General features: G+C 40.8%; 28 protein-coding genes and 3 riboswitches. Of the genes, 8 read left to right on the top strand and 20 right to left on the bottom strand.

All coding sequences use genetic code 11. The features are described 5' to 3' along the window. Positions 1 to 94 precede the first annotated feature (94 nt). Positions 95 to 841, bottom strand: coding sequence for an SDR family NAD(P)-dependent oxidoreductase (locus MHH26_RS04375; protein ID WP_144484026.1), 747 nt, complete (start codon positions 839 to 841; stop codon positions 95 to 97). Positions 842 to 1,009: 168 nt separating this feature from the next. Here MHH26_RS04375 and MHH26_RS04370 point away from each other — a divergent pair, with 168 nt between their 5' ends. After that, positions 1,010 to 1,378 (top strand): winged helix-turn-helix transcriptional regulator, encoded by a 369-nt coding sequence (locus tag MHH26_RS04370; RefSeq protein ID WP_144524762.1) that lies wholly within the window; start codon positions 1,010 to 1,012, stop codon positions 1,376 to 1,378. A 447-nt stretch (positions 1,379 to 1,825) separates the two neighbouring features. Here MHH26_RS04370 and queF read toward each other — a convergent pair whose 3' ends face one another. The 5 genes from queF to MHH26_RS04345 form a co-directional block, all read right to left on the bottom strand. Next, positions 1,826 to 2,323, bottom strand: coding sequence for a preQ(1) synthase (queF, locus tag MHH26_RS04365; protein ID WP_024426839.1), 498 nt, complete (start codon positions 2,321 to 2,323; stop codon positions 1,826 to 1,828). Between the two features lie 15 nt (positions 2,324 to 2,338). Continuing rightward, entirely contained in the window at positions 2,339 to 3,070 is a 732-nt protein-coding gene (gene queE, locus MHH26_RS04360; protein WP_047202223.1) for a 7-carboxy-7-deazaguanine synthase QueE, read from the bottom strand. After that, on the bottom strand, positions 3,063 to 3,503 hold the full coding sequence (gene queD / locus MHH26_RS04355) for a 6-carboxytetrahydropterin synthase QueD (RefSeq protein WP_340972535.1): 441 nt from the start codon (positions 3,501 to 3,503) through the stop codon (positions 3,063 to 3,065). The genes queE and queD overlap by 8 nt, the downstream gene beginning before the upstream one ends. Further along, positions 3,504 to 4,160: a 7-cyano-7-deazaguanine synthase QueC gene (queC, locus tag MHH26_RS04350; RefSeq protein ID WP_340972532.1), complete on the bottom strand. Its 657-nt coding sequence runs from the start codon at positions 4,158 to 4,160 to the stop codon at positions 3,504 to 3,506. A 158-nt stretch (positions 4,161 to 4,318) separates the two neighbouring features. Continuing rightward, positions 4,319 to 4,363, bottom strand: a riboswitch (PreQ1 riboswitch). A gap of 76 nt (positions 4,364 to 4,439) precedes the next feature. Further along, positions 4,440 to 5,480 (bottom strand): YkvI family membrane protein, encoded by a 1,041-nt coding sequence (locus tag MHH26_RS04345; RefSeq protein ID WP_340972528.1) that lies wholly within the window; start codon positions 5,478 to 5,480, stop codon positions 4,440 to 4,442. A gap of 243 nt (positions 5,481 to 5,723) precedes the next feature. Between MHH26_RS04345 and MHH26_RS04340 the strand changes: the two genes are divergently transcribed. The 3 genes from MHH26_RS04340 (at position 5,724) to motB (ending at position 9,753) form a co-directional block, all read left to right on the top strand. Beyond that, positions 5,724 to 7,826: an ATP-dependent Clp protease ATP-binding subunit gene (locus MHH26_RS04340; RefSeq protein ID WP_340972525.1), complete on the top strand. Its 2,103-nt coding sequence runs from the start codon at positions 5,724 to 5,726 to the stop codon at positions 7,824 to 7,826. 375 nt (positions 7,827 to 8,201) lie between these two features. Then, positions 8,202 to 8,996 (top strand): flagellar motor stator protein MotA, encoded by a 795-nt coding sequence (motA, locus tag MHH26_RS04335; RefSeq protein ID WP_034662877.1) that lies wholly within the window; start codon positions 8,202 to 8,204, stop codon positions 8,994 to 8,996. Beyond that, entirely contained in the window at positions 8,989 to 9,753 is a 765-nt protein-coding gene (gene motB, locus MHH26_RS04330) for a flagellar motor protein MotB (RefSeq protein ID WP_060596120.1), read from the top strand. Before motA ends, motB begins: the two co-directional genes overlap by 8 nt. Positions 9,754 to 9,782: 29 nt before the next feature. On the opposite strand, the gene MHH26_RS04325 is transcribed toward motB, so the two are convergent. Next, positions 9,783 to 10,238 (bottom strand): MarR family winged helix-turn-helix transcriptional regulator, encoded by a 456-nt coding sequence (locus MHH26_RS04325; protein WP_034662884.1) that lies wholly within the window; start codon positions 10,236 to 10,238, stop codon positions 9,783 to 9,785. A 205-nt stretch (positions 10,239 to 10,443) separates the two neighbouring features. On the opposite strand from MHH26_RS04325, the gene MHH26_RS04320 reads away from it, so the two are divergent. Then, a complete protein-coding gene (locus MHH26_RS04320) occupies positions 10,444 to 11,949 on the top strand; it encodes an ATP-binding protein (RefSeq protein WP_034662888.1) in 1,506 nt (501 codons plus the stop codon). A 46-nt stretch (positions 11,950 to 11,995) separates the two neighbouring features. Here the strand turns inward: MHH26_RS04320 and MHH26_RS04315 are convergent, their stop codons facing one another. From MHH26_RS04315 to MHH26_RS04290, 6 genes are all read right to left on the bottom strand, one after another. Beyond that, positions 11,996 to 12,238, bottom strand: a complete 243-nt coding sequence (locus tag MHH26_RS04315; RefSeq protein ID WP_034662891.1) for an aspartyl-phosphate phosphatase Spo0E family protein — start codon at positions 12,236 to 12,238, stop codon at positions 11,996 to 11,998. Positions 12,239 to 12,539: 301 nt separating this feature from the next. Beyond that, positions 12,540 to 13,070 carry a 1,2-dihydroxy-3-keto-5-methylthiopentene dioxygenase gene (locus tag MHH26_RS04310; RefSeq protein WP_307499530.1) on the bottom strand — a complete coding sequence of 177 codons (531 nt, stop codon included), beginning with the start codon at positions 13,068 to 13,070 and terminating at the stop codon, positions 12,540 to 12,542. Between the two features lie 15 nt (positions 13,071 to 13,085). Continuing rightward, a complete protein-coding gene (locus MHH26_RS04305; protein WP_340972519.1) occupies positions 13,086 to 13,724 on the bottom strand; it encodes a methylthioribulose 1-phosphate dehydratase in 639 nt (212 codons plus the stop codon). Continuing rightward, positions 13,688 to 14,383: a 2-hydroxy-3-keto-5-methylthiopentenyl-1-phosphate phosphatase gene (locus MHH26_RS04300; RefSeq protein WP_340972516.1), complete on the bottom strand. Its 696-nt coding sequence runs from the start codon at positions 14,381 to 14,383 to the stop codon at positions 13,688 to 13,690. Before MHH26_RS04300 ends, MHH26_RS04305 begins: the two co-directional genes overlap by 37 nt. After that, positions 14,384 to 15,604 carry a 2,3-diketo-5-methylthiopentyl-1-phosphate enolase gene (gene mtnW / locus MHH26_RS04295; protein ID WP_340972513.1) on the bottom strand — a complete coding sequence of 407 codons (1,221 nt, stop codon included), beginning with the start codon at positions 15,602 to 15,604 and terminating at the stop codon, positions 14,384 to 14,386. A gap of 101 nt (positions 15,605 to 15,705) precedes the next feature. Then, positions 15,706 to 15,807: riboswitch (SAM riboswitch) on the bottom strand. 44 nt (positions 15,808 to 15,851) lie between these two features. Next, positions 15,852 to 17,042 carry a pyridoxal phosphate-dependent aminotransferase gene (locus tag MHH26_RS04290; protein ID WP_340972510.1) on the bottom strand — a complete coding sequence of 397 codons (1,191 nt, stop codon included), beginning with the start codon at positions 17,040 to 17,042 and terminating at the stop codon, positions 15,852 to 15,854. 163 nt (positions 17,043 to 17,205) lie between these two features. Then, positions 17,206 to 17,364: riboswitch (SAM riboswitch) on the top strand. A 79-nt stretch (positions 17,365 to 17,443) separates the two neighbouring features. Here MHH26_RS04290 and mtnK point away from each other — a divergent pair. Beyond that, on the top strand, positions 17,444 to 18,637 hold the full coding sequence (gene mtnK, locus MHH26_RS04285) for an S-methyl-5-thioribose kinase (protein WP_340972507.1): 1,194 nt from the start codon (positions 17,444 to 17,446) through the stop codon (positions 18,635 to 18,637). Between the two features lie 6 nt (positions 18,638 to 18,643). After that, positions 18,644 to 19,705, top strand: a complete 1,062-nt coding sequence (mtnA, locus tag MHH26_RS04280) for an S-methyl-5-thioribose-1-phosphate isomerase (RefSeq protein WP_340972503.1) — start codon at positions 18,644 to 18,646, stop codon at positions 19,703 to 19,705. 25 nt (positions 19,706 to 19,730) lie between these two features. Here the strand turns inward: mtnA and MHH26_RS04275 are convergent, their stop codons facing one another. The 3 genes from MHH26_RS04275 to MHH26_RS04265 all read right to left on the bottom strand — a co-directional run bounded on the left by MHH26_RS04275 (position 19,731) and on the right by MHH26_RS04265 (position 22,645). Then, positions 19,731 to 19,865 carry a hypothetical protein gene (locus MHH26_RS04275; protein WP_262417168.1) on the bottom strand — a complete coding sequence of 45 codons (135 nt, stop codon included), beginning with the start codon at positions 19,863 to 19,865 and terminating at the stop codon, positions 19,731 to 19,733. 91 nt (positions 19,866 to 19,956) lie between these two features. Further along, positions 19,957 to 20,448, bottom strand: a complete 492-nt coding sequence (locus MHH26_RS04270) for a methylated-DNA--[protein]-cysteine S-methyltransferase (RefSeq protein ID WP_066030983.1) — start codon at positions 20,446 to 20,448, stop codon at positions 19,957 to 19,959. Position 20,449: 1 nt separating this feature from the next. Then, a complete protein-coding gene (locus MHH26_RS04265; protein ID WP_034662920.1) occupies positions 20,450 to 22,645 on the bottom strand; it encodes a PAS domain-containing sensor histidine kinase in 2,196 nt (731 codons plus the stop codon). Between the two features lie 291 nt (positions 22,646 to 22,936). On the opposite strand from MHH26_RS04265, the gene MHH26_RS04260 reads away from it, so the two are divergent. Beyond that, entirely contained in the window at positions 22,937 to 23,956 is a 1,020-nt protein-coding gene (locus MHH26_RS04260) for an acyltransferase family protein (protein ID WP_307499522.1), read from the top strand. A 27-nt stretch (positions 23,957 to 23,983) separates the two neighbouring features. On the opposite strand, the gene MHH26_RS04255 is transcribed toward MHH26_RS04260, so the two are convergent. The 4 genes from MHH26_RS04255 to MHH26_RS04240 form a co-directional block, all read right to left on the bottom strand. Continuing rightward, a complete protein-coding gene (locus MHH26_RS04255) occupies positions 23,984 to 24,166 on the bottom strand; it encodes a hypothetical protein (RefSeq protein WP_034662925.1) in 183 nt (60 codons plus the stop codon). Continuing rightward, entirely contained in the window at positions 24,159 to 24,323 is a 165-nt protein-coding gene (locus MHH26_RS04250; protein WP_088004399.1) for a hypothetical protein, read from the bottom strand. The genes MHH26_RS04255 and MHH26_RS04250 overlap by 8 nt, the downstream gene beginning before the upstream one ends. A gap of 6 nt (positions 24,324 to 24,329) precedes the next feature. Then, positions 24,330 to 24,848 carry a DUF421 domain-containing protein gene (locus MHH26_RS04245; protein ID WP_034662926.1) on the bottom strand — a complete coding sequence of 173 codons (519 nt, stop codon included), beginning with the start codon at positions 24,846 to 24,848 and terminating at the stop codon, positions 24,330 to 24,332. A gap of 97 nt (positions 24,849 to 24,945) precedes the next feature. Next, positions 24,946 to 26,295: a TrkH family potassium uptake protein gene (locus tag MHH26_RS04240; protein ID WP_080869518.1), complete on the bottom strand. Its 1,350-nt coding sequence runs from the start codon at positions 26,293 to 26,295 to the stop codon at positions 24,946 to 24,948. Between the last annotated feature and the right edge of the window lie 12 nt (positions 26,296 to 26,307).

Here is a 26,307-nt window from a genome sequence, read left to right as displayed (position 1 = left end):
CTCAAGGACATAAGGAAAACGACTTTTTTATACGACTCAAGTAAATCCCCATTAACTTTTTTTGGGGACGATTTGTAATCCCTTGGCAGTGACATTATACCTGTGCTAGCCCGCCATCTACGAACAATTCAACACCCGTCAAGTAACTGCTTTCGTCTGATGCAAGGAAAGATACAGCGTTTGCTACTTCTTCAGGTGTCCCAACTTTTCCAGCTGGAACAGTTTTTCTGGCATTTTCCATCGCTCCTTCAAGTGCATCACCAAAAAGCTCATCGTATGCAGGTGTAAGAATAACTCCTGGACTTACCACATTTACACGAATTTCAGTACCTTTTAGGTCAAGAATCCAGTTGCGAACTAGTGCTCTTAATGCTGCTTTAGATGCTCCATATACACTAAATGCTGGGTTGCCAATTGATCCAGCAGTAGAGCCCGTTACAATAATAGAACCTACTTTGTCCGGGAATAGTGATAGCGCTTTTTGAACAGTAAAAATGGTTCCTTTCACGTTAATGTCGAACGTTCTATCAACCTGCTCTTCAGTAATTTCACCTAATGGAAGGAAGTTGCCAATGCCTGCATTAGCAAAAAGGATGTCCAACTTACCTTTTTCCTGCTTTATCATGTCATATAGTTTGTCTAAGTCTTCAAGCTTAGAAATATCACCTTGAACACCGGTTACGTTCTTGCCAATTTGGTTAACAGCTTTATCAAGTTCGTTTTGTCTACGTCCCGTGATATAAACATATGCACCTTCGTTTACAAATTTTTGTGCTGTAGCAAGACCAATCCCACTTGTTCCACCCGTTACAAGCGCTATTTTACCTTCAAATTTACCCATACTTAACACTCCTTTAGAATTAATATTATTTTATGTCTAGTACCTTTAAGTACTTGAAGAACAACTTACAAGATATAGTATCCTTCAGTAAGCACATTATCGGAAGTACCCACTTTTTTGTGATATAGTAACTAAAAAGTAATAAATGTGGAATGGAGAGCTTTAGACATGAAAAAATTCAGCTGTGGGTTTGAAGTGACTAAGGAAGTGATTGGCGGAAAATGGAAAGGGCTTGTATTATACTTTTTAATGAATGGACCAAAGAGAACGAGTGAATTAAAGCGTATTATCCCAAATATCACTCAGAAAATGCTGATTCAAACACTTAGAGAGCTTGAAGCCAGTGGACTTGTGACCAGAAAGATGTATAATCAAGTACCGCCGAAGGTTGAATATTCATCCACTGAACTTGGAGAATCTCTTAAACCTATCTTGCAGGAGCTCTGTCAATGGGGAGTGCATTATGCGGAGCAAGAATATGCAGAAGGTGAATATGAAATTGTACAACCAGAACAACTAAAGTTAGGATTGAAGTAGCTGCTAAAGTAAATGCTAAACAACATCAATACCATCACCTAACAGATGAAGAACAGTCAGAAATAAATGAGATAGTCAATTTTGAAAGTGAAGTTCTAATCAGAAGTGTCATGGACTATATTCAGGAGAACTTCAAAAAAGAGCTGTTTCAAATGTTAGAGAAGGTTTAGAAACTTAGCCAAAAAATGAATGAAGATATGATAACAATATTTAATGCCTCTGATCTCTAGATAAGCATTTTTTCTTTCGGATAAAAAAAGACGTACAAATTGTACGCCTTAATCTGCTTCTGAACTATCAATTTTTCACTGCATAAAAGTCACAGTTCAGGTTGCACCTCAGGTCACACTTTATCATACAATTCCCATGAGTATTTTCAGGTGTGACTTTTTCCACTTTTACTGTGACACCAATTCGTTTCACACTCCGTCTCACACAGCGGAATAATTACCGATTATCAATCGTCTCCGGATACATATCATGGTTCATCATACGGTATTCTGCCATTTCCTCATATTTCGTGCCGGGTTTTCCGTAGTTCGTATACGGGTCAATGGAAATACCGCCTCTTGGCGTAAATTTGCCCCAAACTTCAATATACCTTGGGTCCATCAATTCAATCAGGTCGTTCATAATAATGTTCATACAGTCCTCATGGAAGTCACCATGGTTACGGAAGCTGAACAAATATAATTTTAGCGATTTACTTTCGACCATGATTTCATTTGGGATATAGCTGATATAAACTGTCGCAAAATCCGGCTGTCCTGTTTGCGGACATAGTGATGTAAATTCTGGGCAGTTGAATTTCACAAAGTAATCTCTATTTGTATGTTTATTTGGAAACGTTTCAAGCACTTGTGGTGCATAATCAAACAAATAATTGGTTCCTTGGTTTCCTAGTAACGTGACACCTTCTAATTCTTCTGGTTTTCTTGTCGTCATGTCATCTCTTCCTTTCTATACGCCTCGTTTATTTCCCCACAATAACGTGTGCAGCTGCGGCAGCACTCTTACGCGGTTTAAGTCTGGATCTTGCGCGACTTGATCGACAAGCGCTTCATATTTCTTTAATAAATGCGTCAATAAGTACGCATCATCACCTGTCGTCGTGTCATCATTTCCTACCTGCAAATAAAACGGAAGCTCAGGGTATTTCGCATGAACATCCTTCGCATACGCTAGATCACGATCGTCAAAAATCACGACCTTCAGGCTAGCATGCTGCAACCTATTTCCGTTTTTCAGCTCATCTATGATACGTGTTAGTTTCGTAAAATCTGTTTTCATATTCGAGCTTGGCGGCTTAGGAGAAATGGTTAAATCATCAATTTTCAAAAACCATTCCTGATACATCGTCCCTTGTGTTTCAAGCGCTGTATCAATTCCCTCTTCATGCAGTAAATCAATGAGGGATTCCATTTGTTTTAAAAGCGCCGGGTTTCCCCCTGAAATGGTGACATGAGAAAAAGCCTGTCCGCCTATTCTTTTTAATTCTTTGACAATGTCTTCTGCCTCAAGCCACTGAATGTCATGCTTCGCTGAGCCATCCCATGTAAAGGAGGAATCACACCAGCTGCACGAGTAGTCACAGCCAGCCGTTCTGACAAACATGGTTTTTTGTCCAATGACCATCCCTTCTCCTTGAATGGTTGGACCAAAGATTTCTAATACGGGAATCGCTTTAGCCATTGATTTCAACTCGTTTCGGACGGTAAATGCAGTAGCTTGTTGGTGTTTCTCTGACAAAGACCTGAACACATGTCGGCTTGTTCGATAAAGTTGATAAATACGCTGCGACTTTGTCATGTACGGTCTTTGCCACAACCTCTGTAGTAGGCATCGCGTATGGATCGGTTGATGAGAATTCCTCATGATCATTGAGCAGCGTGTGATCGTACTGACCATGAATGAGCTTCTTCAATGTACTGAAATTGACAAGGAAACCCGATTCATCTAGCTCGTCTCCCGCAATGGTTATATTGATGGTGTACGTATGACCATGTACGCGGCTGCAAGCACCTGCATCTTCTCTTGGGATGAAATGGGCAGCCGATACATGCATATCTTTGTTCAATTCAAATGAAAATGGATGATTCGTTTGTGGATAGATTTGAGAAAGCATTTATTTTGCCTCCTTCATTTCCATATAAGTGTCATAGCCATTTTTCCGAAGCTTACACGCAGGACATTCCCCGCAGCCATCAGAAATGATGCCATTATAGCAAGTGAGCGTTTCATTTTTTACAAAATCCAGCGCATTCAGCTCATCCGCAAGCTTCCATGTTTCTGCTTTATTGAGCCACATGAGTGGTGTATGGATCACAAATGGTTTTGCCATCGCCAAATTCACTGTGACATTACAAGACTTTACAAACTCGTCACGGCAATCTGGATAGCCGCTAAAGTCTGTTTCACATACACCTGTGATAATATGTCTTGCTCCGATTTGATACGCAAGAATAGAAGCGAAGGATAAGAACACTAAGTTTCGTCCTGGTACAAATGTGGAAGGCAGCTCTCCTTCTTTTTCCTCAATGTCAATGTCATCTCTTGTTAAAGCATTTGGTGCAAGCTGATTCAAAAGAGACATATCTAATAGATGATTCTTCACACCTAACTTGTCAGCAATTCTTTTGGCGACATCAATTTCTTCTTGATGACGCTGATTATAATGAAAGGTCACGGTTTCTACCTCTTCGAATTGTTGAAGTGCCCATAATAAACATGTCGTACTGTCTTGTCCCCCGCTAAAGACAACGACTGCTTTTTCATTTTTCATTTTCTGTTCTCCTCCTTTTGCAGATCTATACAATCGTACAAAGCTGCATCTGAAAGGCTCTTGAAAACCCCTATTTTCTCAAAAGAAAAGACACCTTTACAAGTGTATGAGGTGTCCCAGCCATAAAAAATAAAAAATGCCACATCCAAGGATACGGCAAGTCCTTAGTTTTTTATAGAGGGTTTTGCTAGAACCTCTCCCGTTTTACACGGATTTTTGTTCAATTTTCACAGAGGATAGTGTACCACATATTTTTCATGCAGGCTATCCCTTCTTTACTTAGTCAAGAGATGCAGGCACTTTTTTTAGACAAAGAAAGAGGATAAAAAAGATGCTCACATATCCAAAAATAGGATAAACCGTTGATATCAATGTACCGTAACCGATTTTACTAATCACATAGCAGCATAAGAGAATAAGGGATATTGTCAAGACACTGTTCATCCGAATATACGCCCTCACTTGTCTCTCGAGTCCATATAAATTGCCTATGACGGATGTAAAGACTTCGCCGAAGATCACAAATAAATAAATGAGGTGAATGGAGTTTGCTACTTGATACACTACCTGAGCCATTGGAATATCAAACGCCTCCAGCATATTTAATGAAGAAAGAGATAAAAAGCATGCCAGTAAAATAAGGGTCAGCATGACGCCCCCAAGCACAGCTCCCTTTTTAATCACCGCTTCAGAGGTCATTTCATTTGCGACGGGCACTAACACTGCTTGAGAAAGTGCTAAATTAAAAGCTCCATATGAGATAGCTGATAAAATCCACTCTCCCTCACCCATTTGAAGCGCAAGAACATAACTTTCACTACTGCTAAAAACGAATGAATCAAGAAATACGATCAATGAAAAGAAAATAAGCATTGGGACGACGAGAACATTGACACCAAATAATCCTTTTGAACCTTTCAAAAGCACAATGACGCTCAGAATGATCGTCAAAAAGATTCCATATTCCTTTGATATGCCAAGCTGCTCTTCAAAAATAGCCCCTGCGCCAGAAATCATCACTGAAGTGACGCCTAGTAAAATAAAAAACATGACGACATTAATATACCTGCTTGCAGCTGCGCCAAATAGAAACCGGTTCATATCTTGATAAGACTCTGCTTGAATTCGTTTAGAAATGAGCATCATTTTTGCACCAAGTCCAGTAAAAATAGCGCCGCTAATCAAGATTCCGAATAGTCCAATCCAGCCAAAACGAACAAAAAATTCTACGATTTCTTTTCCTGTCGCAAACCCAGCTCCAACCACTGTTCCTACATATAAAAAGGCAAGCTGAAAAGCGGATTCATTTGAACGTTTCATGTGACCCCTCCGCACCCATCACTTTCGATTGTCTTTTTTTATCCTATGAGACGAGTTCCTTGAAAAGAAGGACAAACCATGATTAAATGCAAAAAAGGATTTTCAACTGCCTTTGAGCAAAACAGTTGAAAGTCAAAATAGGTCAGAGTATACTATAGTCAAAGATGGTCAAACAACAGACCATTTTCTTTAACATTCATTGGTCAAATAAAGTCAAACTTTATTTTAAGGAGGTTATGGCAAATGCGTTGTCAACATTGTCAAGTAAATGAAGCAACTATTCGCCTGAATATGCAAGTGAATTCGTCCCGGAGCCAAATGGTTTTATGTGAAGACTGCTACACCTCTTTGATGGAGCAATCAAAAATGAAAATGGGACCTCAATTGTTCGGGGGAAGCTCATTCTTCTCTGAGCAAGCAGGACATGCACAAAGCGGAGAGCAGCCAAAGCAAAAAGGTTTACTCGATGAACTTGGCCGGAATTTAACAGATGGCGCAAATGCTGGTTTAATTGATCCAGTCATCGGCCGTGATGAAGAAGTCGCAAGAGTCATTGAAATTTTAAATAGAAGAAATAAAAATAACCCTGTTCTGATTGGTGAACCAGGTGTTGGGAAAACAGCGATCGCTGAAGGACTCGCACTGAAAATTGCAAGTGGCGATGTACCAAATAAATTAAAGAACAAACAAATCTATTTATTAGATGTCTCCTCCCTTGTAGCGAATACAGGGATACGTGGTCAATTTGAGGAAAGAATGAAGCAGTTAATTAAAGAGCTGCAAAGCCGTAAAAATATTATCTTATTTGTAGATGAAATCCATCTTCTTGTAGGCGCAGGATCTGCCGAAGGGTCAATGGATGCTGGAAACATCTTAAAACCAGCCCTTGCACGAGGCGAGCTTCAGCTAGTAGGTGCGACGACATTAAAAGAATATCGTCAAATTGAAAAAGATGCCGCCCTTGAACGACGCTTCCAGCCCGTCATTGTAGATGAACCAACACAAGATGAAGCGATCGAGATTTTAAAAGGCATTCAAGATAAGTACGAAAGTTATCATGGCGTCACTTATTCAGACGAAGCTATTCAAGCGTGTGTTCAATTATCTTCCCGGTATATTCAAGACCGTCATTTGCCGGATAAAGCCATTGATTTAATGGATGAAGCAGGTTCAAAAGCGAACCTCTCCATTGATGCAGCAAGTGAAGATGAACTAACGAATCGTCTGACAGAAATCGCTGCTGAAAAACAAGCTGCTTTAAAAGAAGAACAATACGAAAAAGCAGCGAAGCTTCGAGATGAAGAAGAAGCCATTGAAGCAAGACTTCAAAACAAAACAAATGACAAAGAACATGTCGTCACAGCAGAAGCCATTCAAGCCATTGTGGAACAAAAAACAGGCATCCCTGTCGGCAAACTGCAAGCAGACGAACAAACCAAAATGAAAGAAATTGACGTCCGCTTAAAAGCACGGGTGATTGGTCAGGAACATGCGGTTGAAAAAGTGGCGAAAGCTGTGAAAAGAAGCAGAGCCGGCTTAAAATCGAAACATAGACCAACAGGCTCCTTCCTATTCGTTGGACCAACAGGTGTCGGGAAAACCGAATTGTCAAAAACGCTAGCTGAAGAATTATTCGGTTCAAGAGATGCGATCATCCGTTTAGATATGAGTGAGTACATGGAGAAACACTCAGTATCCAAGCTCATTGGTTCTCCTCCTGGTTATGTTGGACATGATGAAGCGGGTCAGCTGACGGAAAAAGTGCGCAGAAAACCATACAGCATCATTTTGCTGGATGAAATCGAAAAAGCACATCCTGATGTGCAGCATATGTTCCTTCAAATCATGGAAGATGGCCGGTTAACAGACAGCCAAGGCAGAACCGTCAGCTTTAAAGATACGGTCATCATCATGACAAGTAACGCAGGCAGCACAGATAAAACGGTCAAAGTCGGCTTCCAGTCTGATCAGGAAGAAGCGATTGAGGAACAATCACTCATTGATTCACTCAGCGCCTATTTCAAGCCAGAATTCTTGAACCGTTTTGACAGCATCATTCAGTTTGACTCATTAGATAGAGATGATTTAGTGAAGATTGTGGATCTTCTGCTCAATGAGCTGTCAGAGCAATTAAAAGAGCAAAATTTAACAGTCCATGTGACAAAAGAAGCGAAAGAAAAAATTGCAGAACTTGGATATCATCCTGCATTTGGTGCTCGTCCACTGCGAAGAACCATTCAAGAGCATGTTGAAGATCAAATGACGGAAATATTGCTTGAAGAAGAAAAGCTTTCAGGATTTACTGTAGATGTTGAAGATGACGAAATTGTAGTAAAAAAAGGATAAGTACATCCTAAGAAGGATCTACAGTTCCATCATGTTGCGGTGTCTAAGTTCCATCCGCACGCCGACGCCCCCTCCGCCTCTTTTCCTTTACGATAAAAGAAAAAGAGGTGGATCACATGATGAATTGGAGCTATGATCTTGTCAAAATCATGTATGAAGAAAAATTAAAAGAGCTGCTTTTAGATGAAACTGCTCAAAGAAATTAAAAAGAAACTCCCTTTATATCAGAGGGAGTTTCTTTTTTAAGGTAATAGAAAACGCTTTCATCAAAATTTCTTCACAGAAACTGCCTTAATTTTATATTCTGACTAAAACCCTTCTAGAAGACACCGATATTAACTATAGAAAAAGATAGTTAAAGGATTTGGTGAGATAATGGACAAAACATCGTTAATAGGTATTATTTTAGCATTTATTGCACTGAGTGTCGGTATGGTTTTGAAAGGTGTGAGTCTAACCGCTCTTATCAACCCAGCGGCTATATTGATCATTGTGGTTGGGACGATTGCAGCTGTTGTCATCGCATTCCCATCTAGTGAAATTAAGAAAACACCAAAATTGTTCGGCAAAATTTTCAAAGACAACCAGCTTCCAACGATTCAAGAAATGATCCCTCTTTTTTCAAACTGGGCACAAATTGCGCGTCGTGAAGGTCTTTTGGCATTAGAAGCTAGCATTGAGGAAGTAGATGACGATTTCCTTAAGAACGGCTTAAGCATGGCCGTTGACGGTCAAAGTGCAGAATTTATTCGCGACGTCTTAACAGAAGAGGTTGACGCCATGTCTGAAAGACATCAGTCAGGCGCATTAATCTTTACACAAGCAGGTACATACGCTCCGACGCTTGGTGTACTTGGCGCCGTTGTCGGACTTATTGCCGCACTTGCAAACATGGGAGATATTGAAGCACTTGGACATGCAATCAGTGCAGCCTTCGTTGCCACACTGCTTGGGATTTTTACCGGGTATGTGTTATGGCATCCATTTGCCAACAAGCTGAAGCGTAAATCAAAGGAAGAAGTAAAGCTTCGTCTGATTATGATCGAAGGGATCCTTTCTGTTCTTGAAGGTCAATCTCCAAAAGTGATTGAACAAAAACTTCTCATGTACTTACCAGCGAAAGAACGTGCAAATCTTGTCATTGAAGAAGGAGAAAAACAAAATGGCTAGGAAACGTAAAAAACATGATCACGATGACCATGTAGATGAATCTTGGCTGATCCCTTATGCCGATCTTCTGACGCTTCTACTCGCTCTCTTCATTGTGCTTTTTGCATCTAGTTCGATTGATGCGGCAAAATATGAACAGATGGCAAAGTCTTTTAATGTCGTCTTTACGGGCGGTACTGGTGTCATGGATCAAACCAGCATGCAAAGCACTGAAGAAACTGAAAATAGCAACCAGACCAAGAAAGCAGCCGAAGAAGATGAAGAAGCCAAAGCGAAAGCTCGAGACCATGCCGTTCTCACAAAGGTCAAAAAGCAAGTGGACTCCTTCATTGCCAATAAGAAACTTGGAGCTAAGCTCGAAACAAAGCTCACGGATGAAGGTTTGCTCATTACGATAGAAGACAGTATCTTCTTTGATTCTGGCCGGGCGGTTATTCGCCCTCAAGATGTCCCGTTAGCAAAGGAAATCTCAAAACTACTTGTCATAAACCCCGCTCGTGACATCGTCATTAGCGGACATACTGATAATGTACCGATCAGAAATTCAGAATTTGAATCCAACTGGTATTTAAGTGCCATTCGTGCTGTAAACTTTTTGAGTATTCTTCTTGAGAACAGCAATTTAGACCAAGAGAACTTTAGTACAAAAGGTTTCGGTGAATTCAAGCCGGTTGCTTCAAACGATACAGCAGAAGGCAGAAGTAAAAACCGACGCGTAGAAGTACTCATTTTACCGATTGAGAAAAAAGCGAAATAAAAAAGGGAGCCCTCGGCTTCCTTTTCTATTTATTCTGTATGATCATATAAATGCTTTGCACGCAGTCCCACATGTTTGAGCATATCAATGCAGGCATCCTTCTCTTCTTCGCTCAGGACACTGATCATCTCATGAATTTCTTTCGCATGATCCGGGAAGATATCATCAAGCAAAGCTCGTCCCTGCTTGGTAATATGCGCAAATGTCACCCTGCGGTCTTCTGCACAGGCCCTACGACTGAGGAGTTCTTTCTTCTCCAATTTATCGACCACATACGTGATGCTACCGCTTGCAAGTAAAATCTTATCACCGATTTGCTGAAGCGGCTGATCCCCTTTATGATACAGTAATTCTAATACTGCAAATTCAGTCGGATTCAGCCCGTGCTTCACAATATGTTTGTTCATGTGATGATTAATTGAGCGATAGGCACGTGATAATACAATAAATAATTTCAAAGATTTCTCAACATTATGATTTTCCATTTTTTTATCATCCTTTATGAAATGCAACCCACTAATGTGACATTAATAAACAATAAGTAAAATGTCAACATCTTGATCCATCTTTAGCATGAAAATGAGACCAGAACGAATCACCTAATTTTTTAAAAATCACACAAGTCATCGTAATAAAGATAGGTTCAATGCTATAATAAGTCTATTAGGTAATACGTTGGAGCGATGAATGATGAGTATACTGAAAGGGTTTTGGAAGAAGATCAGGCTGTACCTTATTTTGGTCATGATTCCAACCCTAATCATTAGTTATTTTATCTACGAAAAAGAAACGGAAAAAATCGACTTAAAAAACAAACAAACCGCTACACTTATGTTAAATATTCACAAAAACCAAATGAATTATTTAATTAGCGAGACAGAAGCGAGATTAACTTCACTTGCCATGGGATTTGACCAGCCTCTTGAGACGAAAAAAGTAGAAAACATCCTAGAGAAAATCTATAAACAAGAACCTCGTTTTTCAGGTCTGTATCTCCTAGACAAAAAAGGAAATGTATCAGTAAGCACCACACCGTTAAAGGAAAAAATCAACCTGTCATTTAGAGATTACTTTAAGCGCATTCAAGTGACCAAGCAGACGGTGATCACAGATAACTATGTGAGCCGAATTACAAAACAGCGGATTCTTTCCATTTGTGTGCCTGTACTGGATGAAAACGAAGAAGTCACCAATGTGCTAATTGCCGCCATTCAAATTGATTATTTAAGAAATATTATGAATGTATTGAACCCTGATCTTCATTTTAAGATGCTGAATCAAAATGGACATGTGGTGTTTACAAGTGGTCCGCAGCCAGCATCAGAAAATGGCAGCACCGTGTCTACATATTTAGATGAAAACAGCTGGAAGCTGGAGGTCTTTCCGCAGCGCGCGTCTACAGGTGAAGTGCTGTCTGTTATGCTGATCCCTTTATCCAGTGCTTTTATTTTATTAAATATTTTATTCACACTTGTTCAATATATCATTTTAAGGCGTCAAACCCAGCAGGAGCGTCACCAAAATGAAGCGCAAAAGCTTGAATTAATCGGAACCCTCGCAGCAAGTACGGCACACGAAATTCGCAACCCATTAACAGGGATCAGCGGATTTATACAGCTTTTGCAAAAGAAGTATCATTCAGAAGAAGATCAGCTCTATTTTTCTGTCATTGAAGAAGAAATTAAACGAATCAACCAAATCGTCAGTGAGTTTCTTGTATTAGGGAAACCAACGGCAGAAAAATGGCAGAATAACTCTGTAAAAGAAATTGTAAGTGAGATCATGCCGATCGTTTTCTCTGAGGCGAACCTTTATAATGTTGAGGTTGATTTGCAAATTAATACGATTCAGGATGTTGGGGTATATTGCACAAAGGATCACATTAAACAAGTCGTATTAAATGTAGCGAAGAACTCGTTAGAAGCGATGCCAAATGGCGGTCATTTGAAGATTTTGATTGAGGCTGAAAAAGAACATGTCATCATTAAAGTGAAAGATACGGGTGAAGGCATACCAGAAGAAATGTTAAAGCATATCTTCCTTCCTTTTATTACGTCGAAGGAAAAAGGGACAGGTCTTGGGCTTGTCGTGTGTAAACGAATCATTTCGATGTATGGCGGGACAATTGATATCGAGAGCGAAGTGAATAAAGGAACAACCGTCATGATCATGCTTCCTTCTGCTCACTCAGCATAGCTGAAACATTCAGCCGGTTTTGCTTAGGCAAGACCGGTTTTTCATGTCAATAAGAAGGACGGTTCACAGATAGAAGACTCATTTGAGATACAAGATCATGAAAGGAGGGGGCAGATTGTTTCTCATGAAAAAGGAGATACTGATACTCATTCATCAGGTTGTCTAGTTCTTGACTATATTTAATTGTCGTCTCACCAGTGTAGCCTTCCGCTTGAGCAGCTTCTACCATCTGTTTTCTCTTCTCATCAATGGACATCAGCAATTGTTCTTTCCTTACATAAATATTCATGATCTCAGCTCCCGCAATGAATTCGACTGTCTATGCTCAAAATGATCCGACACCAAAATTATACTTTATTTGTAAATTAAATTAAATATGCTTATTTTATTTAATTTTTTACAGCCTAAAGACCTCTTACCCAATCTAATTTGGGGGTAAACTTCAAATTTGGACAGGACTGACACATGGATTAAACAGAATTTTATCCTATGCGGAAGATCAAAATCAACTATTTTCTTTCTCATTTTATGCCTATTTTCCTAAAAAAAAGCTGATCATCCGCCTCATGCGGAATGATCAGCTCCTGTCATTAAACCGTTTCTTCCTCGTAAATTGGCACCCAGCCCTCAGTTGTGACAAATATGCGAACTGCGACCACTTTGCGATCCTCTTGAAGTGTAAAGTAGTGACGAATATGTGGCGGGACAGAAATTAAATCGCCTGGATTCAGTCTCACATCAAAAAAGACGCCATCCTTACCCTGAATGGCAAAGATTCCATGCCCGCTTACAATAAAACGTACTTCGTCATCTGTATGATGATGCTCACGCTTAAAATTTTGGAGCAACTCATCTAGATTTGGTGTGGCGTCAGATAATGAAATCACATCCTGCGCTTTGTACCCTCGTTTTTCAGATATACGCTGGATTTCCTTTTGAAAAACAGTCAAAATCTCTTCCTTTTCCTCATCTGTTAAATCATACTTTTCTGATAACCGGTTTGGCAGCTTTGCAATATCCCAATGTTCATAAATGACCCCTTGCTTTTCTAAATATGCTGCTACCTCTTGCTCGCTTTCAAGTAATGTGTTCTCTTCGTTATGAATCAAAATCGTCGCCATGTGCTTTTCCTCCTTTTATCTGACAAGCTGCTTTTGATAAAGCGTTAATTTTAAGTGGTAGCTAAATAAAAATTCATACGCCTCCAATACTCGTTTTGCTTCAAAGGCTGTTTTTCCCCAGACAGTGATGCCGTGATTTCGAATGAGCACCGCACCTGATTCTGACTCTTCAGTGAGATGCTTTGCAAATTGTGCTGCAAGATGCGGAATATGGGCTGGATTTTCAATAATCGGTATCGACACTTCTGCATCCTCTTCCCAGTAACCAAGCGCCTTGATGATTTCGTTTCCTTTCAAACGAACCTCGCCCTTATCCCCATACAGCTCAGACATCACATTATTATCAATCGTATGGACATGGAGGCAGCAACCTGCTTCCGTCCGCTCATACACGTATGTGTGAAGCAGTGTTTCAGCTGATGGTCTAAGCCGTTCGTTCGGATCATCAGGCTGGCCTTCTGCATTTACTAAAACAAAATCCTCATCCGTTTCTTTTCGTTTATCTTTACCGCTTGCCGTCACCAAAAACGTGATTGGATCATCCGACACCTTGATCGATAAATTGCCGCTTGTTCCGTAAAACCAGTCTCTTTGTGCCAGTTCACGTTTGACGTCTGCTAGCTCCTGCCAGCGCTTGCTCTTTGCGTCTGCCATTCCTTCACTTCCTTTATTTGATCAAATTGCGCTTTAAGATCAATAAATGTTTCATACTCTTGATATACAAGCCCAAGCTCCTTACATTCATTCAGCAAGTAGTCGCGCGCAAATGTGAGATCCGCATGCTTTGCCGCTTCCACATCGGTGACTGAATCTCCGATCATGATGATGAAGTCATTCTCATGGGTCAGCTCTCGAATGATTGACGGCTTGCAGCATCCACAGCCATTTTGACATTTCGAATCGCAGGCATGCGGCCATTCAATCTGAATATGATCTTCCCCAAATGAGGCATGATTGCAATAAATATTGTCTCGGCCCACAATGCCCTCGAGTATGGGATAGACAAAAAAGTCCATCCCGCCGCTTAGCACATAGAAAGGGATATCAGCCTTTTTCACATAATCAACAAATTGCTTGAATCCTTCTCGAATCTCTGTATCTTCTAAAATAAACGACTGAATGGCTTCTTTTTGATCACTCGTCAGTAATTGAAACATCTGCCCGACGCCTTCTTGAATGGTGATCTCCTTTGAGAGAACATCATCCTTAAGCTCCGTCCATTCACTTGGTGCAAAGTGTTTCATGATGCGAATGATATTATCATTTTTCGTAATTGTTCCATCAAAATCACAACATACTATTGGCTTTTTCATTTATTCCGCTACCCTTCCCCATAGTTCAAGTGCTGCTTTTAAGTCTTGGCAAGAAGCTGCCTTCTCTTGGATCGACTCTCCATGTATCACCGCATCAATGATCGATCGAAATGCTTTCCCTCCACCGATGGCTCCACGCGGATGTCCGTGAATTCCTCCACCAGCATTAATCACATGATCGAGTCCAAAATCTTTAATCAATACTGGAACCATTCCAGGATGAATCCCTGCTGACGGGACTGGGAACGTTTTTTGAACCAAATCCACTTTTACACAAGCTTCATAGATTCCAAAGGCATCTTTTTTCGGAAGTGCAACCGACCCATAAGGTGAGGGGAAAAGACTCAAATCAGCGCCAGCATATCGATTTAATTTACCTAAAAGAAGAGAATGCGAGAATCCATATTCAGGCGATGATGTCAAAGCGCCGCTTACTGCGGGATGGGCCATGATAGGCAATGGAATATCTGGATCCTCAGCTAAGCTTTGCATGACATCTAGTCCGTAGGCAAAGACATTGAATAAGAGTGCATCCGCTCCGAGTTCAGCTGCCTTTCTTGCTCGATCCTTCAGTTCAAAGGTTCTGCCTGTTAAATTAACGGCATATAACGTTCGGTGCCCTGTCTCTTCATATGTTTCTTTTAATATCTTTTTTCCTTCTTTGATTCGTTCTTCAAAAGGGGCTAGCGGGCTCTCAAATAAAATTTCATCGTCTTTGATAAAGTCAACGCCGCCTAATGCTTGTAAACGGAGCTGCTCTTTTAAATCCGCCATATCACGGCCAATGACACCTTTAAAAATACTCATCAACAACGGACGATCAAACACGCCTGCTTTTTTGCGTATGCCATCAATTCCAAATACCGGTCCTGGCAGGCTTCTTTTAAATCTATCCGAGAATTGTATGTCGACTAGCTTCACTTTTCCATCAAGTGAAAGCTTTCCAAAGATCGTCGTCAAAACGGCCGGTATATCAGCTGAAAAGTTAGCCTCAGGATAAGCAATGGTCACCTCAGATTGATATAGGCCATTTTCGGCTGAAGCAACCTTTTCTGATACTTTTTCTACCCGTCCTTTATGTTTTTGAAGCTGCTCCTTTTTGAGCTGCGGCAAATCTGTCCATGATCCCACTGTTAAACCAAGTGCGATCTGCTCCGCTTTTCGGTTCACTTGTTCATCCTCTCGATGTGTTAATACGTATGTTGCCAGTAATTCACTCACTAGGAATCCCCTTTCGATTGCGTCATGCATATGGTCAATAAAAAACCTCTTCAAGTGCTTTGTCAGCGCCTTAAAGAGGTTGTTTCGTGTCATTCATCCGAATCTTATCTCTCAGCGCTTGCTGCAAGAATTAGCACCGTGCTTCATAGAAGTCGGTTGCCGGGCTTCATTGGGCTAGTCCCTCTGCCTACTCTTGATAAGAATATTCAATTTTCTTAAATATTGTCTGAATTATCGCACCATTTTTTTATGTTGTCAATGGCTTATTTTCAAACAGATTCAAGGCAGCGATACGCCGAGCGGCTTCTTGTAACCGCTCCTCACTTGTTAAAAGCCCAACTCTCACGTACCCTTCACCGTGAGTACCAAACCCATTCCCCGGAGCCACAACAACATGTGCTTTCTCTAATAATACGTCAGAAAAAGATTCAGATGTATATCCTTCTGGCACCTTTAGCCAAGCAAAAAATGACCCCTTTGGTGCTGTGACCTCCCAGCCAATCTCCTTGCAGGCAGCGATCCACACATTTCGCCTATTTTCATATCGATCATTTTGCACCTGTACGCACGTTTGGTCACTTAATAGGGCTTCCGCTGCAGCATCTTGAGTTGCTTTAAACAGTGAAACAAACAGGTGATCCTGATAAAGCTCAATTGCTTCAATAACAGACGGGTTTCCTGCTGCAAAACCTACTCTCCAGCCGGCCATATTATACGTTTTAGACAATGTATAAATTTCAATACCCGTCTCTTTCGCTCCATCTGTTTGCAAAAAGCTGATCGGCTTTTTCCCATCAAACCCAATGCCGCCATAGGCAAAATCATGGACAACACAGAGCTTGTGATCTCTCGCAAATGTAACGGTTTCTTCAAAAAACGCACGACTTGCCGTGGCACCTGTCGGATTGTTGGGATAATTTAAATACATCAACTTTGCTTTTTTCTTATCATTCTCAGGCAATCGATCATAGTCAGGTAAAAAATCATTTTGTTCAAGAAGCGGCATCGTCACCATCTGAGCTCCAGCAAGCACGGCACCTGACCAATAATCAGGATAACCTGGGTCTGGGACAAGGAGTGTATCTCCAGGATTCAGCAGGCATTGCGGCAGCTCAACAAGTCCCGCTTTCCCGCCAAATAAAATCGCAATCTCCTTCATCGGATCAAGCGTGACACCATATTCTCTTTCATAAAAGGCGGCGGCAGCCTTTTTTAATTTCGCTGTTCCGCGGAATGACGAGTATTGATGATTTTCAGGTTTTAATACCGCTTCCTGCATGGCTTTTACAATATGCGAAGGGGTTGGCTGATCAGGATTTCCCTGCCCTAAATTAATGATATCTGCCCCTTCCTGCACCTTTTTCTGCACCTTTTGGACAAGAGACGCAAAAAATTGTTTCGGTAATTGTTTCAATACATCTGATTGCTGGAATTCCATTTCTTCACCTTCTATTCAAGTTACGTAACAATACAAACACTGTAATGGATTGTTTTATGAATTGTAAAGCAATTTTGAAAAAAGATTGACATGTGAAGCGCAGCTCTGATAATATCTTGAATTAAGAAATGCAAACAGGCACGAAATAATTACATATTGATTTCTCTTATCGAGAGTTGGGCGAGGGATTTGGCCTTTTGACCCCAACAGCAACCGACCGTAAATACCACTGTGAAGTGGGGCGCAGCAAGTAAGCGCCAAGACAATTGTCTTATAGGGCACGGTGCTAATTCCATCAGACGTATGTGCTGAGAGATAAGAGAGGCTTTGAGCATACACGCCATCAAGCCTCTTTCTCTCAGGAGAAAGAGGCTTTTTTATATGATTTGGAGGGATAGCAATTGGTTACACTTACGGCATCATATGAAGAATTAACAGAAAGCTCGGCAGTTGCACTCGCAATTAGACTTGGCTTGATCCAAGAAAGCAGTCATTTGACATGTACGGAAATCGGTGACGGGAATTTAAATTACGTCTTTCATATTTTTGATCACAAACAAGAAAAAGGATTGATCATCAAGCAGGCTCTGCCCTATGCCAAGGTGGTCGGAGAGAGCTGGCCGCTTACATTAGACCGCGCGAGAATTGAAAGTGCTGCCCTGATCAAGCAGTCAGAATATACGCCGCACCTTGTACCTGCAGTCTATTATTCAGATACAGCTCTTGCTGTGACGGCAATGGAGGATCTATCACACCTGGAAATCGTCAGAAAAGGGCTAATTGCCGGAAAACAATATCCGCATTTATCCGATCATGTCGGAGAATTTTTAGGAAAAACACTTTTTTACACTTCTGACTTTGCCACAAATCCTAAAATCAAAAAACAATTTGTGAAGCAATTTACGAATCCGGATCTTTGTGACATTACCGAAAAGCTCGTCTTCACAGATCCTTTCTTTGATAGCGGCACAAATGATTTCGAAGAAGAATTAAGAGAAGCTGCCGAAGCGCTTTGGGCAGATCTTGAAGTGCAGGCCAAAGCAGCCGAACTGAAGCGTATTTTCCTGACATCTGCTGAAACACTCGTTCATGGAGATCTTCATACAGGCAGTATTTTTGCAAGTGAGACGGAAACAAAAATCATTGATCCAGAATTCGCCTTTTACGGTCCCTTTGGATTCGATATTGGCCACTTTATCGCTAACCTGTTCCTGAATGCTTTGTCTCGTGAGAATGAACACGATCAGCAGTACCTCTTTGACCATGTCATCAATGTATGGGCGACCTTCAAAGAAGTGTTCGCAAAAGCTTGGAAAGAAGACAGCATTGAAGCGTTTAGTGTATCTGACAGTTTTTTAGCAACAACCTTTGACCGTATTTTAAAAGAAGCGGCAGGCTTTGCGGGCTGTGAGCTTGTCCGCCGAACAATCGGCCTTGCTCATGCCGCTGATCTCGATGCAATTCCATCACCATCTAGACGGATTCAGCAGAAAAAAGCAGCACTAACGCTCGGAAAAACAATGATCAAACAATATTATGCAGTGGAAGCAGCGTCTGACCTCGTCGCATTATTCCAGCAATCTGTAAAGGAGTGACGGGTTTTGTCTAAAGAATTTGAAGTCCCCCGTTCTGTCGAATGGGAAGAAAACCATATTAACATTTTGAATCAGCAAAAATTACCGGCCGAAACTGAGTTTGAGCATTTATATACAAAAGAAGACGTGTATGATGCCATTGTCACGTTAAAAGTGCGGGGAGCACCTGCCATTGGCATTACGGCAGCTTTTGGACTGGCGCTCAGTGCCCAAGACATTGAGACAGAAGAAATTGATGTTTTTAAACAAGAAGTCATTCAGATAAAAGAATATTTAAACAGTGCTCGTCCAACCGCTGTGAATTTAGCCTGGGCTTTAGAGCGATTATTGCAGCGCATTGAGCGTGCAGCTTCGGTCAATGCAGCCAAAACAGACCTTGTCCATGAAGCCATTCAAATTCAAATTGAAGATGAAGAAACATGCAGACAAATCGGTCAAAATGCACTCCAGCTCTTTAAATCGGGTGATCGTATTATGACCATTTGCAATGCAGGCTCCATCGCCACGAGCCGGTACGGAACAGCCCTTGCTCCATTTTATTTAGCCAAAAAGAAAAATCTCGATCTTCACATTTATGCCTGTGAAACACGCCCTGTTCTTCAAGGGGCTAGGCTGACAACATGGGAGCTCATGCAAGGCGGCGTAGATGTGACGCTCATCACAGATAACATGGCAGCCCATACGATGAAAGAAAAGAAAATTTCTGCTGTCATTGTCGGAGCTGATCGTATTGCCCGTAATGGAGATACGGCGAATAAGATTGGAACGTTAAGTCTCGCCATTTTAGCTAAGCATTTTCAAATTCCGTTTTTTATAGCTGCACCGCTTTCCACCTTTGATGTATCAACCCAAGACGGGGCAGATATTCCAATTGAAGAGCGTGATCCGCTGGAAGTAAAGGAATTAAACGGCGTCCAAATTGCACCGCCTGATGTTCAGGTATTCAATCCCGCCTTTGATGTCACTCCTCACCATCTCATTTCAGGTATTATTACAGAGAAAGGGATTATCACGTCGAACTATACAGAAGAGATTGATGCTCTGTTCGCTGAAAGCACCTCACTCTAATCATAAAAAAAGCGCCGTGTACTTATTATTTAAGAGCACCGCGCTTTTTTATTTCATTCGTTTTTGCTAAGATTTCTTTTTTCTGTTCTTCTGTCAAAACGTTCATTTTGACACATAGTGATGTGACGGCATACATTTTATTCTTTTTGCCCCAAAACATTCCCTAGCGCCCTCCTTTTTCCCTTAACCAACTTTTTTAGCTTAATAAAAGGATATGTCGCTTGACAAACATTTGGAACAGGTCAATCGATTTATTTTTGAACAAATGGGATACCTTCTAATTCTAGCAGAACCGCTTTCATGTCTGTTTTTGTTCCTGCATAGCCCGTCAGAGAGCGGTCTTTTCCAATCACTCTGTGACAGGGAATAAAAATAGGTAATGCATTGCGTCTGTTCGCTTGTCCAATCGCTCTTACAGCTTTTGGATTACCAATCGCTTCTGCAATGTCTGCATAGCTTTTTGATTCACCATATGGAATAGTCGAAAGTGCTTCCCACACCTGCTCTTGAAACGGAGATCCCTTTTGCTTGAGCGGGAGATCGAATACTTGGCGCTCTCCCTTGAAATATTCATCTAACTGCTTTTTCGCTTCTTGTAATACAGGCGTTTCTTCTTCTTTTAGATCGGCTTTCTGCTTTTTTACTAAAAATGGCTCATCATCAAACATCACCTCGATGATGGCATCGTCTTTTTCTAGTATGTATAATGCCCCAATTGGTGCGTGATAGACGGTATAATACACGTTAGTGCTCTCCTTCTTGTTTCTTCTGCCTCAGTGGAAGCGTGAGATGGAAGACGGTTCCTACCCCTTCCTCACTTTCTACCTCAATCGTTCCTTGATGCTCTTCAATAATTTTATAACTAACCATTAAGCCAAGTCCAGTTCCTCTTTCTTTTGTCGTATAAAATGGTTCCCCTAGACGCTTGAGCTTGTCCTCTGCCATTCCGCAGCCTTCATCCCGCAGTGAAATGACAATATGCTCTTCGCCCTTCCGCTGAATGCTCACATAGACATTTCCTTTTCTCGGCATGACTTCAATTGCATTTTTCAAAATGTTAATAAAGACCTGTTTTAATTGGTTTTGTTCACAATAAATGAGCGGAATCTCATCCAACACATTGAGATGCATTTGAACGTTGCCGAGGTTCGCCTGTGCGTGCAAAAGATCCATCGTGTCTTTCATAATTTGCACCACATTTTTTTCTTCATATACGATGGCTTGCGGTTTCGCTAAAATCAAAAATTCGGTGATGATGGATTCAATTCTTTTCAGCTCTGAAGTGATGACATTGAAATAGAGCGAATACTCTCCTTCAATATTTCCTTTTAACAGCTGTATGAAGCCTTTTAATGCTGTCATCGGGTTTCTAATTTCATGAGCAATTCCAGCAGCAAGCTCTCCCACCACATGAAGGGTATCTGATTTTCTCACCCGCTCTTCTAATTCCTTCCGCTCTGTCACATCTCTAAAGATCGCCAAATTCATATTATGAATAATGTTGCGTTTAAAAGAGAATTCCAATATACGCTGATCTGGATGGTTCAGCACAAACGGAACTTCATTGTCCATTTCATCTAACGACATCGCCTGAGCAGGCTGTGCCAAATGTTCAATTTGATAAGGCGCAAGGATATGGAAAAGGTTCATTTCCGTTAAATGATCGTCTTTCAATCCGAGCAGCTCGCTTGCGGATGGATTGACTTCGATAATGCGGTACTGGTTATCAAAAAGAACAATGCCGTCCATTGATCCATTAAATACTTTACGGAATTTGAGCTCACTTTCGCGCAGCTCCTCCTCCATTCTTTTTCGATCACTCACATTACGTAAAATGGTTAAGTGCTGTCCTTCTAATACCGCATGCTTTGATGTAAACTCGAGCTCTTTAAACTGACCATTTGCCATTCTGAACAACAGCTCTTCCCTTATTTCATGATTCCGAATATAACGTCTTCTAGTCGGCCTATATCTCTGATCAGATTTCACGAGAAAGTCTGTGAGTTTCTTGCCAATCAGTGAGTGCATAGGCAATTCAAAAATTCGGCAGGCTGATTCATTTGCTCTCACAATCTCTCCATCATCTGCCCATATGATGATCGCATCCATTGCATTTTCGAAAATTTCTCTAAAGCGTTCCTCACTTTTTAACAGCTTTTCTTCCATTAACCTTTTTTCTGTAATATCCCGCATGATGGACATATAAAAACCGCTCATGACATTTGATGTAATCGTGAGCTCGAATAATTTTTGCTGGCCAGATTGAAGGGTAACGGGAAGCTCTCCCTTGGCTTTCCCTGTTTCTTTAAGTGACGTTAAAAGGTGCTGCAAGGCTGGAAGATTTTCATCTTCGACAAATTCATTTAAATAACGATCGGTTAAATCGGTCTTTTGCAGCTCAAAGCTCTGACAAAAAGAGTGATTGGCGTCGATCATGCAGCCATCCTGATCAAAAATGACCATCCCGTCAATGGCTCGGTCAAACAAATCTTTGAACAGCTGCTCATTCATGGAGCGTTCTCGTTCTAGTATTTTCTTTGAGGAAATATCTCGCATGACCACGATATATTGCTGATTCACGACGTCATTCTCTGCAACAAATTCAATGTATTTTGTTTCCCCGTTTTCAAGCTGAATGGAGATTTCTCTTCTTAACTTTCCTTTTCGAAAAAATAAATCAAGGGAGCATTCAATTTTGTCTTTCGGGATGCCGTATAGGAAATCTAGAACGGATTTATTGAGGAGGTCTTCTTTCGATGTCTGTACAAGCCTGCATGTCGCTTCGTTGGCTTGGATAATATTGAGGTGCTGATCAAATATGAAAATGGCATCTAACGTCTTATTTAACAGCCTCTTTTGCTGCATCAACTCTGTTCGCAAATATTCGTTCTCTTTTTCTAATTTTCTGATATCTTCTGCGCCATCGAGCGTTTCAGTCATTCTCTTACACTCCTTTTCCAGCCTCATTCCTCTACAATATTTCTACAATATTTTCATTGTTCCTTCATTCGACTCATAAAAAAAAAACTTTTTACACGAAGACTGTCTCTTTTATTTCATTTGGATGACAGGATCGAACTGCGATTCTCTTTTCTTACGCTTCTTTTACAACCGTTCTACAATTTCACATCAAATAGCGAAATGAGCCAAAATGTATTTTAAAATGGGGCAAATACGGGAACAGTGCACATAGAACATTTATGTTTGAAATCAAGCAGGAAAGGTGATGTTATGGCATCTTCACGAGATAGTTATTTTGATAATGCGAAATTTCTTCTGATTTTTCTAGTTGTTTTTGGTCATTTGTTACGATCATTCATTCATGATAATGATTGGATGCTCTATTTATACAAGTTTATTTATACTTTTCATATGCCCGCCTTTATCTTGGTTTCCGGCTTCTTTGCAAAAGGCTTTAGAAAGCCAGGTTTTATGAAAAAAGTCGCCGTTAAGCTGATCATCCCATATTTAATTTTTCAGGTGATCTATTCAGTTTACTATTATCTCTTGCAGGATCAAAGCATGGCCAATTTAAATCCAATTGATCCGCAATGGTCTTTATGGTTTTTAATTAGTTTATTTTTTTGGAATTTGCTGCTCATTCCTTTTTCTAAACTTCCGTTTCACTGGGCGATGATCGTCAGTTTGTCGATTGCGTTACTTGTCGGTTACGTGGACAGCATCAGCAATACGCTCAGCTTATCGCGTACGTTTGTCTTTTTGCCGATGTTTTTAGCTGGCTTCTATTTAAAAAAGCAGCATTTTGAATTCATCCGTACAAGCAAAGGAAAGCTGGCAGCACTTCTTGTATTAATGGCTGTATTCCTGTTTTGCTATTTCTATGAATTTGATTATTCCTTCTTATTTGGGTCACAGTCATATGCTTCTCTTGGAGATGAGGGATTGATTGCGGCAATGAAACGAATGGCATGGTACCTGCTTGCATTTGGCGCTACATTCAGCTTCTTTGCATTAGTGCCAACACGCCGTTTCTTCTTTACAAAATGGGGCACAAGAACGTTATATGTGTATTTACTACATGGCTTTGTGATCAAGCTGCTTAGAACGACTTGGTTTGACGACTGGGCCCTGAATGCAGCAAGTGTACTGATGTTATTGCTGCTGACCATTCTGTTAACCTTTACCCTGTCTAGCACCTTTGTTAAAAACGTTGCACAGCCAGTGATTGAGCTCAAAATGAACAATCTTTTGCGTACAATCACCGGCAGACAAGGCAGTTATATCAAATAAAAAACGATCCCGCGAGGATCGTTTTTTCTATTTTTCATCCATGTGTCCATTGTGACATTCAGCATCTTTCTTAGGTTTTACAAGAGTATCAATCCATTTGCTGCTGTTGATATCTCCAAGCTCACTGCCAAATTCCTCTTCTAAGATATCTGGGTCCATTGGCCTCTTATGGTCTTTCATGTCCTTGCTCTTCACATGCTTTTTAGTCATGAGATCCTCCTCCTTGTTTCCCTTTGTGAGAATTTCGGTTTGCCTGACGATCTCTTGATTGTTCATCAAATTGGGTTTGTCCTTGATCATGTGCCATGCTTTCTGTCGGCGTCATATTATTTGTCAGTGCTTCATTTTTCGCTGCTTTTCTTTTCATCTGAAATCAGTCCTTTTTTAACATATTTAGTTCTTCTCTTAATTGGTCTAGGAGTTCCTTCATTTGTTTGACCGTCACGGGCTTTTCTTCTGGCTTTAACTCATAGCCAATTTGTCCATTGGCTTCTAGGGTGGCTTTTTTGAGACAGCTGATGTCTGTGATGCCTTGCTGCTTTAAGCGCATTTTGAATTCATCCCTAGTGAGCCTCGTTTTCTTCAGCTTGTGATCAAGCATTTCTCCATCCTGCAAAATGACCACAGATTTCCCTGAAACCAATTTTTCAAAGAAATCAGATTGGATAGACAATTTTTCCATGATGACGAGTGCAATGATAAATGTAGCAGCGGCATAAATCGTTTCAAGTAAATTGTGCTCAATAAAGGGTTGGATAATAATCGATCCGATTGAAATCATGATCACTGTTTGTTGAACAGTTAATTGACTAATGGATTTAGGCCCTGCTATTCTCAGCAGCAAGGTACCAACTAGCAGCATGACAATTGCTTTCCATATTACATCCAGCACGTCTCGTTCACCTCTTACCTATAGATTGCGAACATCTCGCGTGATTTAGCCAGTTAGATAATGGAAATAAAAAAACAGCATTCGCTCGGAATGCTGTTTAGCCGATGATGACACGCTCTTTCGGATAATGATAATTCGCTTCGCTTTCTCTTCGGCCAATTAAGTACAAGAAGCTTGGAATGCCGATCCGTCCAATAAACATGACCATCATAATGATACACTTACCGAAAACAGAGAGCTCAGAGGTAATCCCTAGTGATAGCCCTGTTGTTCCGAATGCAGAACAGACTTCAAATAAATTTTGAAGAAGCGTATTTTGCTCGGATAAGGTTAATAAGAATGTAGCGCCAAACACCAATATAAAGGCCATCATCGTCACCATTAGAGATTTGTTTATATCCGCTTGATGCAGCTCTCTTTTGAAGATTTTAATGGACTTATTTCCCCGAGCAAAATGAAACAGTGCGAGTAAATTAAGGGCAAAGGTGGTTGTCCGAATTCCGCCCCCAACCGAGCTTGGAGATGCCCCGATAAACATGAGCAGACATAAAAATAACAGCGTCGGTTCTGTCAATTGAGTAATATCTAATGTGGAAAGTCCACCACTTCTTGTGGCGGTCGATTGGAACAATGAATAAAACAAAACTTCGTGCCAGCTCTTCCCTAAAAACGTAAACCGGGCTTCAAGGGCATAAATCCCAATAGCGCCAACAATGACTAAGCTGCCAAACGTAATCGTTGTGATTTTTGTAAACAATGAGAACGATGCGTGCTTTCGGTCCTGATTAAATAAGTAATCCTTTACTTCTACGAGGACAGGAAAGCCAATGGCTCCAAAGATGATCAGCAGCATCGTAATAAATTGGACAAAATAATCATCTTTGTAAGGGATGAGCGAGTTCCCTGTAATATCAAAGCCCCCATTGGTGGTCGCACTAATACTTGAGAAGAAGCCATGTAAGAATGCTGCCTGCACATCGTAATATTTGAGAAAATACATGCTTAAAATCAGACCGCCTACAAACTCAATGAGCAAAATTAAATATAAGACCTGCTTCATTAATTTCACAATTCCTGATAAATTGCTCTGGTTTTGATCTGCCATGATGAGCTTTCTTTCTTTAATCCCGATCCTTTTTCGCATGACAATCCACACAAAGGTACCGAGCGTCATAATGCCGATACCTCCGATTTGCAGGACAAACGCAAGGATCCACATACCTGCCACACTAAATGTTTGGGAGGTATCAACAACGGTGAGTCCTGTGACACTTACCGCACTCACTGCCGTAAATAATGCATCGATAAATGTCCACTTCACCACCCCATCTTGATGAGCGACTGGCAAACTTAGAAGAATAAATGAGACGGTCACAGCAAGAAAATAATAAAGGGCAATCAGCTGGAAAGCCGATAGCCGGTCAATTAGCTTTTTAATTGGGTTCATTGTCATTCCTTC

Origin of the sequence: Bacillus sp. FSL K6-2839, from assembly GCF_038003365.1 — a bacterium.
Classification (GTDB): Bacteria; Bacillota; Bacilli; order Bacillales; family Bacillaceae; genus Bacillus.
This window is presented reverse-complemented; position numbering and strand designations above follow the sequence as displayed.